This window comes from Actinomadura rugatobispora (genome assembly GCF_042656285.1).
Taxonomy (GTDB): domain Bacteria; phylum Actinomycetota; class Actinomycetes; order Streptosporangiales; family Streptosporangiaceae; genus Spirillospora; species Spirillospora rugatobispora.
The window spans coordinates 66017-79119 of sequence record NZ_JBHSON010000011.1 but is presented as its reverse complement, the minus strand read 5'-3'; the positions used below and the strand labels follow the sequence as shown (position 1 = coordinate 79119).

Genomic DNA, 13103 nt, shown 5'->3' with positions numbered 1-13103 from the left:
CTGCCCGCATGGGAGCAACGACGCTCATCACGGTGGCCCCGACCGGCGCCGAGTCCGCGAAGGCGGACGTCCCGGCGCTGCCGGTCACCCTGGAGGAACTCGTCCAGACGGCCAAGGAGTGCGAGGCCGCGGGCGCGGCGGTGATCCACGTGCACATCCGGGACGGCGACGCCCGCCCGACGCTCGACCTGGCGCGGCTGCGCGACACCGTCCACGCGCTGCGGGAGGCGACGGGGCTGATCGTGCAGCTGTCCACGGGCGGGGCGGTCACCGATCCGTACGAGGACCGGCTCCGCGTCCTGGAGGCGGGCCCGGACGGCTGCTCGCTGACCTGCGGCACGGTCAACTTCGGCGACGAGGTCTTCATGAACCCGTGGCCGTTCATGGTGGAGCTGTACCGGCGCACCCAGGAGCTGCGGATCGTCCCGGAGTTCGAGCTGTTCGACCTGGGGCACGTCGCCGCGCTCCACAGGCTGCTGGACAAGCACGGTGCCCCGTACGGCGGGCACGTCCACTGCGACCTGGTGATGGGCGTTCCGGGGGGCATGCCCGGCGACGCACGTACCCTGGTCGCCGCCGTGGACGCGCTGCCGGAGGGCGCCACCTGGTCGGCCACGGGTGTGGGACGTACGAGCCTGCCCGTCATGTACGCGGCGCTCTCGGCGGGCGGCCACCTTCGCGTGGGCATGGAGGACACCCTCACCTACGCCAAGGGCCGCCCGGTGATCGCGAACGTCGAGCTCGTCGAACGCGCCGCCGAACTGGCCGCCCTGGCCCAGCGCCCGCCCATGTCCACCGCCGAAGCCCGGAGCCTTCTGGCCACGGAACGCCGCTGACCCCCCGAGGGTCGTCTCTCGCGATCAGGGGCGATCCGTCCCGCGCCCGGGGCGCCGGCCCCCGCCTGAGGCGCTCGCCTACTGCGGCATGTCCTTGTACTTGGTCTTGCCGGGCGGGTAGCTGTGCGAGTAGACGCCGGGCGTGTAGCGGTAGTAGCCGCCCTGCTCGGGTCCCCGGTGGGAGTCCTGGTCGTGGAACTTGTCGGGTTCGATCTTGCTGGATCCGGCGCGGCGGGTCATCCGCAGCCACATGACCAGGGCCACGACGAGGATCAGGGGGCCGATGACCAGGCCGATCCCGGCGGTGATGTGGACGGCGTTGGCGGCCAGGATCATCTTCTCCATGCGTGCCACCTCCAGGGGGAGACGTCGCGGGCCCAGGGACGGGCCCGCGAAGGTCAAATCCCCCGAAAACGGGCGCGCATGCATGGTCTCGGCGTCTGCCGCCCAGCCCTTGAACTGTTATCTACCTCTTTGCGGTGAGATTTCGGGACTCGCCGGGGCGGGGGCGGGCGGCGGGGCGCCGGAGCCGATCGTGCGGTCCCGTCCGGCGGCCAGCCCCGGGACGGCCAGCGCGGCGGTGACCGCGAGCACGGCGACGATCGGCACGTTCCAGCCGTGCGTCGCGTCGTACAGGGCGCCCACGGCCAGCGGCCCGAGCGCGGCGATCACGTAGCCGCAGCCCTGCGCCATCCCGGACAGCTGGACGGCGACGCGGGCGTCGTGCGCGCGCAGGCCGATGAGCGACAGCGCGGTGGCGAATCCGACGCCCTGCCCGACGCCGAGCACCGACGCCCACAGCCACGACGACCCGACCGGAGCCCACGTCACCCCGGCGAACCCGGTCAGGGTCAGCGAGACCGCGATGAGGACGAGCGGGCGCTGGTCGCGCATCCGCCGCGCCAGCAGCGGCATCGCCAGGGAGCCGAACGCCTGGAGCAGGTTGCTCAGCGCGAACACGTATCCGGCGGTCGCCTCCGGCATGCCGCGGTCCTGGAGGATCGTCGCCAGCCATCCGACGGTCACGTACGCCAGCAGCGACTGGACGCCCATGAAGAAGGTCACGTGCCAGGCCAGCCGGGAACGCCAGACGGCCGCCGCCCCGCCCGCCGTGGCCCCGGGGGCCGCGGACGGCGCGGGGGCGCGCAGCAGCCGGGGCAGCCAGGCCAGCCCGGCGAGGGAGGCGGGCAGCGCGAGCAGGGCCAGCGGGAGCCGCCAGTCGCTGTCCAGGGCGTGCTCGATCGGGATGACCACGGCGGCCGACGTCGCGGCGCTGGTCGTGATCGCGACCGTGTAAACCGAGGTGACCAGGGTGATCGAGGTGGGGTGGTCGCGCTTGATGATGGCCGGTATCGCGATGTTGCCGACGCTGATGGCGATCCCGGCGACCAGCGACCCGGCGAACAGCGCGGCGGGGGCGTCCAGGAGCCGCAGCAGCAGCGCCGCCACCAGCAGTCCCATGCTGGTGACCAGGAGCGTCTCGCTGCGCGGGGAGCGCCGCAGGAACGGGGCGACCAGCCCGTAGGCGCCGAAGAACAGCAGCGGGAGGGTGGTGAGCGCGCCGGCCGCGGTCCCGGACAGGTCGAAGTCGCGCTGGATCTCGGTCAGCAGCGGCCCGACCGCCACGATCGCCGGGCGCAGGTTGACCGCGACCAGGACGAGCAGCAGCAGGTGCAGCGCGGTGGTCGCGCGGCGGCCGCTCACCGCTCCTCCGGCCGTTCGGAACCGGTGACCAGGTCCTCCAGGACGGCCAGTGTGGGTTCGACGACCGCCGCGGCGGCGCGGGCGGCGGCGTCGGGGTCGCCGGCGGCGACGGCGTCCAGCACGGCCCGGTGCGCGGCGGGCCCGGCCTCGGGGACCTCCCGGTCGAGCCGGATGGCGCGCATGGAGTCGCTGAGCCGGTCGAGGAAGAACCGGTGCGCCTCGATGAGGACGGGGTTGCGGGCGGCCTCGACGACGGCGGAGTGGAAGCGGGCGTCGGCCGCGCCGAACGTCCCGGCGTCGGTGGCCTCGTCGCGGGCGGACAGCAGCACGGCCAGCCGGTCGAGGTCCTCGGGGGTGCGGCGGCGGGCGGCGAGGCGGGCGGCCTGCACGTCGTAGGCGAGCTGGACCTCGAACACGTCCCGCAGCGTCGCGCGGGCCATCCGCCGCAGCAGCGGGCGCGGGTCGGCGCTGCTGCGCACGTAGGTGCCGTCGCCGCGGCGCACCTCCAGGACGCCGACGTGGGAGAGGGCGCGGATGGCCTCGCGCACGGCCGGGCGGCTGACGCCCAGCTGGGCGGCGAGGTCGTGCTCGCCGGGGATGCGCTGGCCGACCCGCCAGCCGCCGCCGCTGACCTGGGCCTGCAGCTGGTCGAGGACGGCGTCGACGGTGGATCCGCCGGGAACGGGGCTCAGCGCCACGGGGCCTCCCATCGGTCAGATGTCATACATCTTACGGATGGAGTCCAGCGTCCCCGCGGACGCCCGCCGCCGGACGGTCAGTCGCCGGAGCGGGGCGCCTCGTCGCGGCGGCTGCGCTGGGACGGATCGCCCTCGATCACGCCGCCCTGCACCACCCCCCGGTGCGCGGACGCGCCGCGCATCCGGTCGATGCGGGCCCGCTTGCGCGCCGCGTACGCGGTCAGGCCCAGCCAGAAGGCCAGCGCCAGGGCGATGACAAGGGGGCCGACGATGAGCAGGGTGGTGTCCCCGACAGGGGAAGCGTCGGCAAGCATGTGGTCACACCTCCACCAAGGCCCCTACCCGGCATGACCACACGAACCGTCCCTGAACCCTCACAACCCCCGGGACTGGGAGATCGATCCCGAGGTGGCCAGCGTGAACGTGCGCATCGACTCGGCGAACTTCGACAGGTCCCACTCGGCCGGGCCCTCGTACCAGTACAGGTTGTCGGCGCCCTCGGCCCGCTCGCCCGCGTCCTCGACCGTCTCGGCCCACTTCGGCACCACGTCGAACACCACCGCGTACGGCAGGAAGCGGGAGAACAGCGCGATCCGCTGCCGGGCGCCCAGCGCGTGCCCGTCCGGCAGCCCGGCGCCGTCGGGGATCTCGCCGCGCTCCAGGAACGCGCGGAACCCGATGGTGTGCGCCAGCACGGTGGAGCCGCGCGCGGTCTTGGCCGGCATGTACTGCCCGCCGTAGGCCAGCGCCGCCCCCGCGATGATCACCGCCAGCCCGACCAGCGCCAGGTCGGTGGTCAGCGCCAGCGCGATCGTGCCGGCCACGCCCAGGCCGGTCAGCACCATCCCGGCGATCGTCCAGCGGGACCGGACGGTGTCGGGACGGCGCGCGAACCAGCCCTGCTCGACCACGTCGTCGTACATCGCCGACCGGACCCGGGCCAGCTGGGTCGCGAACGTCCCGCCCAGCTCCGACAGCTTCACCGATTCGCGCGGCTCCCCGCCCGGACCGGTGAACAGCGCCTCCAGCAGCAGCCGCTCGTACTTCAGCAGGTCGTCGGGGGCCTGCCGGTCGAGCTTGCGCAGCGCCCAGTCCAGCCGGCCGGTGGTCGCCCGGTCCTCCTCCTCGATCAGCAGGTACCCGCGCACGGCCAGGTCGACGATGGTGGCGGTGACGTCGATGACGTCGGCGCGCTCGTCGACCAGCGTGCCGATCTGGCCGGGGCGCACGCCGTCCGGCGGCTCGAACTCCGCGCCGGCGACGGGCGCGTGGTCGCCCTCGGCGGCCTTGCGCACCACCACCCGGGCGTCCCGGCCGCGCAGCAGGTAGAGCCCGCCGATCCCGCCGGCCAGCAGGGCCAGCAGGCCGAGCAGGGCGGCGCCGGTGACGCCGTTCACCGAGAACGCGGTCGCCACGGTGCGGCGCCGCTCGTAGATGGGCGTGCCGCCGGTGGCGCCGCCGGGGAGGCCGACCACGACCGTGAGGTACTCGCCGGTCAGCATCTGCTGCTGGCTGAAGATCCCCTGCGTGTGGGTGTGGTTGGTGTAGAACTGCGTGCAGCCGATGGCGCTGCCCAGCGGGCCGGCGAAGCAGTTGACGTTGCGGATCATGGCGCCGCCGTCGACGGTGACGCGCGCCTCGTTCACCGGGACCTTCCAGCCGCCGACGGCCGTCCAGCGCAGTTCCTCGACCGAGCCCATCGGCGTCACCAGGCCGCGCACCTCGTAGTCGAGGACGACGGTGCGGCGGCCGGTGAGGGGGGCGTCGCCGGTGACCTTGACGAGGGTCCGGGTGCCGGTCTCCGACACCGCGACGCGGGTGGGCCCGCCGTCGGGGCTGGAGGCGCGGACGCCGCCGATCCGGAACACCCGGTCGTGGGTGACGCTCTCGTGCCGCCTGGTCACGAACGTGCGCTCCAGCGACCGCCCGCCGCCGAACTCGTAGGTGATGGTCTCCCTGATCCGCGCGACGGAGCCGGTGCCGACGCGCAGCGCCACCTCGTCCTTGATCACCCGTTCCGGTGCCGCCGCCGACGCGGGCGGCGCCCCGGCGGGCTCGTCGGCGGACGCCGCCGGGGTGGCGGCGAGCGGGGGAAGGAGGGCGGCGATGGCCAGGGACGCGACCATTGGCCGCAAGCGACCCAACATGGCCGCAAATCGTAGCGGCTGCGGGTGGACGGCCGGTGGGGCGCGGTGGTCCGCCGGGGGTCCCTGGCGCTGACCTGCGCGGTCGTTCCTTCCTCTTTGCCGCGTGTGCAATGATTTTCCGCTATGGCAGGCCATCGACCCCCACCGGCGCCCGCTCCGGCGGCACCGCGCGGCCTGCCGGACCGGGGTGCGCGAACGGTCTACCGGTACGAACCCCGCCGCCGCCCGCCGCGGCGGCGTGCCGCGGGCGCGGCGGCCGCGGGGGCCCTGGGCGGGCTGGCCGCCCTGGTGGTGGGGGTGGTGCTGGGCTTTACGGCGTTCGGCGGCGGGGACGGCGGGTTGACCGCATCCGGTCTGCGCCCCGGCGCGCCGGCGAGCCGCGAGGCGGCCACGCAGAGCCGCCTGTACGCGACGGGCGAGCTGACCCCGGTGAACTGCCGGCTGCCCGCCATCGACCCGGGCGCGGACTCGATGCGCCGGTTCATGAACATGCTCAGCGACTGCCTGGACACCTCCTGGCGCGCCCAGTTCGGCAAGGCGCGGATGCCCTACGGCCCGCCGAGCCGGGTCTTCTGGGACGCCCCGGGCCGCAGCCCGTGCGGGACGTACCCGAGTCCGGGCGCCTCGGCGTTCTACTGCCCGGCCAACAACACCATGTACGTGGGCATGGAGCACATCGTCGAGACCTCCGGCGGCGAGCCGCTGTCGAACTACGCGGTGTTCGCCCGGGTGGTCGCGCACGAGTACGCGCACCACGTCCAGGACCGCGCGGGGATCCTGCTGTACGGGCAGCAGGCGATGGAACGCGCCGAAGCGGTCGAGGCGCGCACCGAGACCAGCCGCCGCATCGAGTTGCAGGCGCAGTGCTTCGCGGGCGCGTTCCTGGGCGCGGAGCGGCGGACGCTGCCGATGACCCGCGCGCAGTACGAGGCGCTCCTCGCCGACGTGCGGGGCCGGGGGGACGAGCGGCAGCCGCCCGGCGAGCGCGACCACGGCTCGGGCCGCAACTACGCGGGCTGGGTCGTCAAGGGCTACCGCGACCAGCGGCTGGCGGTGTGCAACACCTGGACGGCGCCGTCCGCGGACGTAGACTGAAGGCACGCGTCCGGGAGGACGTCCGGGCTGGTCAGGGCCCCGGAGAGTAACGGCGATCACACCTCTGCGATCATGTGGTCACGGCATGTGAGCATCATCACGGCCGGGCGCCGGCCCGAGTGCTTGCAATTGCAAGCACCCATGACGCAGGGTGGAGGACATGGCGAGTTCGAAGGTCGGCTCGATCGGGGAGTACATCCGGGAGCAGCGCACGCGGGCGAAGATCTCGCTGCGCCAGCTCGCCGATGTCTCGGGGATCTCCAACCCGTACCTGAGCCAGATCGAGCGCGGCCTGCGCAAGCCGAGCGCCGAGATCCTGCAGCAGATCGCCAAGGGGCTGCGGATCTCCGCCGAGGTGCTGTACGTGCAGGCGGGGATCCTGGAGCACCGCGAGGCCGACACCGACGTGCAGGCCGCGGTGCGGTCCGACCTGATCCTGACCGAACGGCAGAAGCAGGTGCTGCTCGACATCTACGTCTCCTTCCTCAAGGAGAACGAGGCCGGTGAGGTCGCCGAGGCCGTCGAGGCGGTCGAGGCCGAAGAGGAAGCGGTCGAGGCCGGCGAGCAGGACGAGGCATCGCCAGAGACCCCGGGGGCGCGACAGGGCGCCCCGGAAGAAGAGGGAACGCACCGCCGGGCCCGGAAGAAGGGGCCGCGGAAGGAACAAGGAAAGGACGAGGTCGGATGACGCTTGCCAGCACGTTCCGCGACAACAAGGCGTTCTACACCGTCGCGGGCGCCGGCGATTTGGCCGCCGAGAAACTGCGCGAGATGCCCGAGCAGGTCGGCAGGGCGCGCGAGTCCGTCGACAGGTACCAGGGCGAGGTCCGCGGCAACCTCGACAAGTACCGCGATCAGGTCCGCGAGACCGTCGGCCGCTACCGCGGCGAGCTGCGCGACAACGTCGGCAGGCTCGAGGTCAGGGAGGTCCCGGGCGCCGCGGTGTCGTACGTGACCCAGGTGGGCACCCGTACCGCCGAGTTCATCGACGAGCTGGCCGAGCGCGGCAAGAAGGTCGTGCACCGCGAGGCCGCCGAGGTCGCCGAGATCACCGAACGGCCCGCGCCGAAGAGCCGCCCCGCGCAGCGTCGCAAGCCCGCGCAGTCGCGGACGAGGACGGGCACCGCCGCGAAGAAGAGCGGCAGCTGAGCCGCTCCGCGGGGGCGAACGGCCCCGAACGGATGAACAGGCCCGGCCGGGATCAACCGGCCGGGCTTCGTCGTTGACTAGGGTGGGCACACGGTCCACGGCGACAGAACGGGTGATCACGGATGTTGGAGGGGCTCGACTACTTCTTCTGGTTCCTGGCGATCGTCGCGTTCGTCTTCGAGGTCGTGGCCCTCGTCGACATCCTGCGGGTGCCCGAGGGCGCCTTCCCGGCGGCCGACAAGCAGACCAAGAAGCTCTGGCTGATCCTGCTGGTGGTGGCCGCCGTGGTGGGCCTGGGCGGGGCGACGAGGTTCCTGCACCTGCTGTCGTTCCTGCCGATCGCCGCGTTCATCGTGGCCGCGATCTACCTGGCGGACGTGAAGCCGGCGGTGAAGCCGTACAAGAACAAGGGCAAGGGCGGCAACTCCGGCTCCGGCCCGTACGGCCCCTGGTGAACCGGTAAGCAGGTGAGCCGCGCGGCCCCGCCGAGGCGTCAGGGCCGGGCGCGCTTGGGACGCGGCACGACCTCGTCCGGTTCGTCGCCGTCGCCGGGGATCGCCTGGTCGTGCCCGCCGGTCGGTCCCGGGGACGGCACGGCCGGCGACGGCGGCGTGTAGGTGACCCTGGTCCGTCCGAGCACGGGCCTGTCCAGGCGCATCGACCGCAGGTCGGCCACGAGCCTCCGGGCGATGTGCAGGTTGCCCGCCGGGTTGGGGTGGGTGCCGTCGGAGCGGATCAGGCGGTCGGCGTTGCCGGTGCCCTTGCGCACGTTCCCGGTGATCCACCGTCCCGCCAGCGGGTCGACGAACGGCACCGTCATTTCGGCCGCGGCCTCGCGGAGGACGTCCCGCACCTTCAGCGCCTTGGGGCCCGGGTCGCCGCCCCACAGCGGGCCCATCAGCACCAGCTGGGTGCGGGGCCAGCGCTTGCGCACCGTCTCCATCAGCAGCCGCGCCTTCTGCGCGACCTTGGCGGGCGGCTGGCGGACGTCGTTGTGGCCGCCGGAGAGCACCACCATGTCGGGGGTGGGCCGCCAGGACAGCTGTTCGTTGAACAGCGAGGTGAAGGTCTTGCCGGTGCCGCCGCTGCCGGCGAAGCCGGTGCGGGCCAGCCCGGCCACCACCACCTGCCAGCCGAGGAGGCGGGCGGTCTCGGCGGCGTAGGCGCCCTCCGGCTTGATCCCGCGGATGCCGACGGTGTAGCTGTCGCCCAGGAAGAACACCACGGGCGCGCGGCGTTCGGCCGGTTTCGCGGCGCCCGTGCCCGGGCCGCCGGCGCGGCCGGTGCCCTCCGGGCCGCCCAGCCGGGCGGCGGCCAGGCACGCACTCAACACCAGCACCGCCGCAACGGCGGCCCAGACCAGTCGGGGCACGCTGCAAGCCCTCCGTAGAATCCGCGGTCGGAACGGACAAGATCGGGAGCGCGCCCCCGCGCGGCCCTTAGGGTGACGAGTATGACGACGGGCACTCATTCACACGGGCGAACAGCCCGGCTTGAGCTGGACGACCAGTCGCTGCGCGACTGGGACGCGGTCGTCCTGGAGGCGGGGCCCGAAAGGATCATCCTCGACAGGTCCGCATTTTATCCCGGCGGCGGCGGTCAGCCACCGGACCATGGCGTTCTGTTGTGGCAGGGTGTCCAAACCCGCATCGCAGGAGTACGCAAAAGCGACGATCTGGAACTCATCCCGGTCGAGGGCGACCCGGTCCCGCCGGCCGGAACGGGCGTCCGCTGCGCCGTGGAGGACGATCGGCGCACCGCGCTCATGCGCACCCATTCCGGTCTTCACCTGCTGTGCGGGGTCGTCTTCCGCGACTACGGCTGCCTGGTCACCGGTGGGAACATGGAGGAGATGTCCGCGCGGATGGACTTCGATCTCCGCGAGGTGCCGCCGGGCTTCAAGCAGGCCGTGGAGGACGCCTGCAACCTGGAGGTCGAGGCGGACCGGCGGATCGAGGTGACGTCGCTGCCGCGCGCCGAGGCGTTCGAGATCCCCGACATCATCCGCACCGCGACCAACCTGGTGCCGCCGGAGGTGCGGGAGGTGCGGATCGTCGACATCGTCGGGCTGGACACCCAGGCCGACGGCGGCACGCACGTCGCCTCCACCAAGCAGATCGGCCGCATCACGGTCGCCAAGGTCGAGAACAAGGGCCGGGGCTTCCGCCGCCTCCGCATCAAGATCTCCGACTGAGCCGGCCGCGCCGTTCCGGCGTGCCGGCCATGGACCTTCCTCTTCCTGTCTGCATATATCGATGGGCATCCAATGGGAAGTCGCCACCAGATGCCCATCGGGCGCCGGACCCGCCCTAGGAGAGCGGCGGGACCGGCCCGGTGATCAGAAGATCACCACGTTGAGCCGGACCCGGAGCGGGTCGCCCCAGAAGAGCTGGCACGCCACCCTGATCAGGTTGCTCTGCGGCACGATGTTGAAGACCTGCATGAACGCGTTGCCCATGAAGGGGGTGTTCGAGCCGTCGATCTCGGTGATCGACACCATGACCTGAGACCCGGGGCCCACGATGCCCGGGGGTGTCGTCAGGGGCTTGATGAATTTCCCCTGCGCGGTGAAATCGGCGAAGCCGATGAACTGCGCGGGTGCGGCCTCGACGCGCCCTACCGTGGCGGGTGCGAGTTGCTCCTGTTCGAGCTGGACGTATTCTCCCAGGGTCGTCGTCATCGCAGAAATGCCTCCCGTGTGATGTCGCGGGCGCGTCCGCGTCCCGCTTTCTTCTCTATCCAGTCGAACACGGGCATTTGTCGCATTTCCACCAAGCGGTCTGCGGTCGTGGCTAGATCATCGCTTACGGCCCGAACGGGCGCCGGGACGGCGGCGCGTTCTCCACCGCGTCAGGCGGGCGGCGCGTTGCGGCCTCCGGCCCGACGCGACCGGCCCTTCCGGAGCGCGGTGCGGAGATCGAGTCGTTCATGAAGCACTCTTTGCGCCGCTCCCCGTTTCACCCCGGCTCTCCACCGGGAGGGTTCTCAACTGCTGGTTCCTGAGTGTGCGTAAGTGTGTGCAACTGCTGATGAGTGCGTTGCGGTGCCTTCTCGGCGGCCTCGGTCGGCTTGGACAGAACGCGGCGAGGTGATTCGACTGCGCGTTCGAATGTTGTGACGTACCGTGTCGTGAGTGACACTCACGGCCACCCCGGGTGCGCGGCGGGCGCCGTTCCGGCCGATCGCCGCATCCTTCGTCGTCACCGAGGCGGCCGGGGTGGCGATCCGTGACCGGTTGCGCCTGTCGGGCCGGGACGAGGAGGTCCTGCGTGCGGTCGGGGCGCACCTGGGCTCACTGGCGTCCCGCGATCTGCGCCATTACGGCGCCGCCAATGCGGACCGGTCCCCGGCGGCGTGGGCGGTGCGCAAGCAGGCGCTCACGGCCGATGCCTCCTCCCGCTGGGCGGGCGCGATCACCAAGTCCACCCACGACCAGTACGCCCTGGCCCGGCGCTGCCAACTCGCGCACCTGCGGGGCTTGGAGGCGGGGATCGCCACCCTTGAGCACCGGTTGTCCCTTCCTCTGGGGGCCAGGGGGGCCAAGCGGGCGCCGGGCGGGTACCGGTCGAGGCGCGAGTGGTTCGCCAAGTCCCGCCGCCTGCTCATCCTGCGCGACCGGCTGGCACGGGCCCGGGCCGACTGGGAGTCGGGGGCGGTGCGCGTGGTGCGGGGCGGCAGGCGCCTGGCCCGTACCCGTCACCACCTGACCGAGGCGGGCTTGAGCGAGCAGGCGTGGCGGGCCCGGTGGGAGGCGGCGCGCTGGTTCCTGACCGCCGACGGGGAATCGGGCAAGAGGTTCGGCAACGAGACCATCCGCGTCACCCCCGATGGCGAGGTCAGCATCAGACTGCCCGCGCCGCTGGCCTACCTGGCCAACGCCCGGCACGGCCGGTACGTCCTGGCCTCGAAGGTGTCCTTTCGGCACCGGGGCGCCGAGTGGCGCGACCGCATCGAGGCGAACCGGGCCGTCGCCTACCGCATCCACCTCGACCCGCAGCGCGGGCGCTGGTACCTGGATGCGTCCTGGACCCGCAAAGACCTCCCCGTGATCCCGCTGGACGCCCTGCGGGCCGGTGGAGTGATCGGCGTGGACACCAACGCCGACCACCTGGCCGCACGGCTGCTGGACTCGCACGGCAACCCGATGGGCGCCCCGCGCCGCTTCGACTACGACCTGACCGGCACCGCCGACCACCGTGACGCTCAACTCCGTCACGCCCTCACCCGTCTCCTGCACTGGGCCGAGGCGACCGGCGTGCGGGCCATCGCGATCGAAGACCTCGACTTCACCGGCTCCAAGACCCGCGAGAAGCACGGCCGCCGCAAGCGGTTCCGGCAGCTCATCTCGGGCATCCCCACCGGCCGCCTGCGCGCACGCCTGCTGTCGATGTGCGCCCAGGCCGGTATCGGCGTGATCGCCGTCGACCCGGCGTACACCTCGATGTGGGGCGCCGAGCACTGGCAGAAGCCGCTGACCACCAAGCAGCGCCCCGCGACACGGCACGACGCCGCAGCGGTGGCGATCGGACGACGTTCCCTGGGTCACCGGATCAGGCGACGGACGGCACCGCCCCCGCACCACCAGAGCGATGGTGCGGGGCATCGGACCGCCCAGGCCCGACCCGGTGACCGGGAGAACGAGGGAAACCGCCCACGCGTACCCAGACCACGGACACGATCCGATGGCGCTGGACGCGACCGGAACGCGGTCGACCAGAACGCCCAAGACCGTTCGGGGCGTTCGACTGAGCACGTGCAACTCATGCTCAGTCTCTAGGAACGGTCAGGACGTCGACGGAGCGCAGCCCGTTCTCGACGACGGCCAGCCCCCGGTCGAGCGCGGCGCGCATCGACAGCGGGTCGTAGCCGTGCCGGCGGCAGTGCATGATGACCGCCTGCATCCCGCCGACCGCGACCCCCGAGGCGGCCACCGCGTCGATCTCGCCGATGCCGGGGCACAGCTCGCGCAGCAGCGCCTCCATCACCTCCTGGACGTCCATCAGCCGCTGCAGCGCGCGGGCGCGCACGGCGGGACGCTCCAGCGCCAGCCGGACCTGGACGGGGCCGTACTCGCCGACCCCGGACACCAGCGCCTCGATCACCTCGACGATGGCGGTGCGGAGGGCCTCCAGCGGCGGCTCGCCGAGCGGGCGGCGGGCCAGCCGGTCGGCGACCTCCTCGAGGCGGTCGTCGACCTCGGCGAAGACCACGTCCTCCTTGCTGGGGAAGTAGCTGAAGAAGGTGCGGGGGGAGACGTCGGCCGCCGCGGCGATGTCGGCGATGGTGGTCTCCTCGTAGCCGCGCTCGGCGAACAGCCTCAGCGCCGCGGAGCCGAGGGCCTCGCGGGTGCGCCGCTTCTTGCGCTCGCGCAGGCCGGAGCCGGCCCCTCGGGCGAGTTCCGGTTCGTCCACGTGACGCATGTCACTCACTTTACCATGACTGCATTTTTGCAACGGTTGCAATCATTCACCGGC

Annotated in this window: 15 protein-coding genes; 7 read left to right on the top strand and 8 right to left on the bottom strand. The window is 72.5% G+C overall.

Annotated features, from left to right (window positions below; genetic code table 11):
* Nucleotides 1-8 precede the first annotated feature (8 nt).
* Complete coding sequence (locus tag ACFPZN_RS10125; protein ID WP_378281581.1) at nt 9-836, top strand: beta-keto acid cleavage family enzyme; 828 nt, start codon at nt 9-11, stop codon at nt 834-836.
* A gap of 78 nt (nt 837-914) precedes the next feature.
* Here the strand turns inward: ACFPZN_RS10125 and ACFPZN_RS10120 are convergent, their stop codons facing one another.
* The 5 genes from ACFPZN_RS10120 to ACFPZN_RS10100 form a co-directional block, all read right to left on the bottom strand.
* A complete protein-coding gene (locus tag ACFPZN_RS10120) occupies nt 915-1181 on the bottom strand; it encodes a hypothetical protein (RefSeq protein ID WP_378281580.1) in 267 nt (88 codons plus the stop codon).
* A gap of 117 nt (nt 1182-1298) precedes the next feature.
* Nucleotides 1299-2540: a CynX/NimT family MFS transporter gene (locus ACFPZN_RS10115; protein ID WP_378281579.1), complete on the bottom strand. Its 1242-nt coding sequence runs from the start codon at nt 2538-2540 to the stop codon at nt 1299-1301.
* The gene (locus tag ACFPZN_RS10110) at nt 2537-3250 is read right to left on the bottom strand and encodes a FadR/GntR family transcriptional regulator (RefSeq protein WP_378281578.1); all 714 of its coding nucleotides are present in this window, start codon (nt 3248-3250) and stop codon (nt 2537-2539) included. Before ACFPZN_RS10110 ends, ACFPZN_RS10115 begins: the two co-directional genes overlap by 4 nt.
* A gap of 65 nt (nt 3251-3315) precedes the next feature.
* Nucleotides 3316-3552 carry a hypothetical protein gene (locus ACFPZN_RS10105; RefSeq protein ID WP_378281577.1) on the bottom strand — a complete coding sequence of 79 codons (237 nt, stop codon included), beginning with the start codon at nt 3550-3552 and terminating at the stop codon, nt 3316-3318.
* A gap of 60 nt (nt 3553-3612) precedes the next feature.
* Nucleotides 3613-5385 carry a DUF2207 domain-containing protein gene (locus ACFPZN_RS10100; protein WP_378281576.1) on the bottom strand — a complete coding sequence of 591 codons (1773 nt, stop codon included), beginning with the start codon at nt 5383-5385 and terminating at the stop codon, nt 3613-3615.
* Between the two features lie 123 nt (nt 5386-5508).
* Here ACFPZN_RS10100 and ACFPZN_RS10095 point away from each other — a divergent pair, with 123 nt between their 5' ends.
* From ACFPZN_RS10095 to ACFPZN_RS10080, 4 genes are all read left to right on the top strand, one after another.
* A complete protein-coding gene (locus tag ACFPZN_RS10095; RefSeq protein ID WP_378281575.1) occupies nt 5509-6480 on the top strand; it encodes a neutral zinc metallopeptidase in 972 nt (323 codons plus the stop codon).
* A gap of 160 nt (nt 6481-6640) precedes the next feature.
* A complete protein-coding gene (locus ACFPZN_RS10090; RefSeq protein WP_378281574.1) occupies nt 6641-7168 on the top strand; it encodes a helix-turn-helix domain-containing protein in 528 nt (175 codons plus the stop codon).
* The gene (locus ACFPZN_RS10085) at nt 7165-7629 is read left to right on the top strand and encodes a hypothetical protein (protein WP_378281573.1); all 465 of its coding nucleotides are present in this window, start codon (nt 7165-7167) and stop codon (nt 7627-7629) included. Before ACFPZN_RS10090 ends, ACFPZN_RS10085 begins: the two co-directional genes overlap by 4 nt.
* 122 nt (nt 7630-7751) lie before the next feature.
* Nucleotides 7752-8084: a DUF2516 family protein gene (locus tag ACFPZN_RS10080; protein ID WP_378281572.1), complete on the top strand. Its 333-nt coding sequence runs from the start codon at nt 7752-7754 to the stop codon at nt 8082-8084.
* Between the two features lie 38 nt (nt 8085-8122).
* On the opposite strand, the gene ACFPZN_RS10075 is transcribed toward ACFPZN_RS10080, so the two are convergent.
* The gene (locus tag ACFPZN_RS10075) at nt 8123-9001 is read right to left on the bottom strand and encodes an SGNH/GDSL hydrolase family protein (protein ID WP_378281571.1); all 879 of its coding nucleotides are present in this window, start codon (nt 8999-9001) and stop codon (nt 8123-8125) included.
* 81 nt (nt 9002-9082) lie between these two features.
* Here ACFPZN_RS10075 and ACFPZN_RS10070 point away from each other — a divergent pair, with 81 nt between their 5' ends.
* On the top strand, nt 9083-9823 hold the full coding sequence (locus ACFPZN_RS10070; RefSeq protein WP_378281570.1) for an alanyl-tRNA editing protein: 741 nt from the start codon (nt 9083-9085) through the stop codon (nt 9821-9823).
* A 144-nt stretch (nt 9824-9967) separates the two neighbouring features.
* Here the strand turns inward: ACFPZN_RS10070 and ACFPZN_RS10065 are convergent, their stop codons facing one another.
* On the bottom strand, nt 9968-10309 hold the full coding sequence (locus tag ACFPZN_RS10065; protein WP_378281569.1) for a hypothetical protein: 342 nt from the start codon (nt 10307-10309) through the stop codon (nt 9968-9970).
* Nucleotides 10310-10762: 453 nt separating this feature from the next.
* Between ACFPZN_RS10065 and ACFPZN_RS10060 the strand changes: the two genes are divergently transcribed.
* Nucleotides 10763-12406 (top strand): IS200/IS605 family accessory protein TnpB-related protein, encoded by a 1644-nt coding sequence (locus ACFPZN_RS10060; RefSeq protein WP_378281568.1) that lies wholly within the window; start codon nt 10763-10765, stop codon nt 12404-12406.
* On the opposite strand, the gene ACFPZN_RS10055 is transcribed toward ACFPZN_RS10060, so the two are convergent.
* Nucleotides 12396-13049 (bottom strand): TetR family transcriptional regulator, encoded by a 654-nt coding sequence (locus ACFPZN_RS10055; protein WP_378281567.1) that lies wholly within the window; start codon nt 13047-13049, stop codon nt 12396-12398. The two genes, ACFPZN_RS10060 and ACFPZN_RS10055, sit on opposite strands and share 11 nt — an antisense overlap.
* Nucleotides 13050-13103 lie beyond the last annotated feature (54 nt).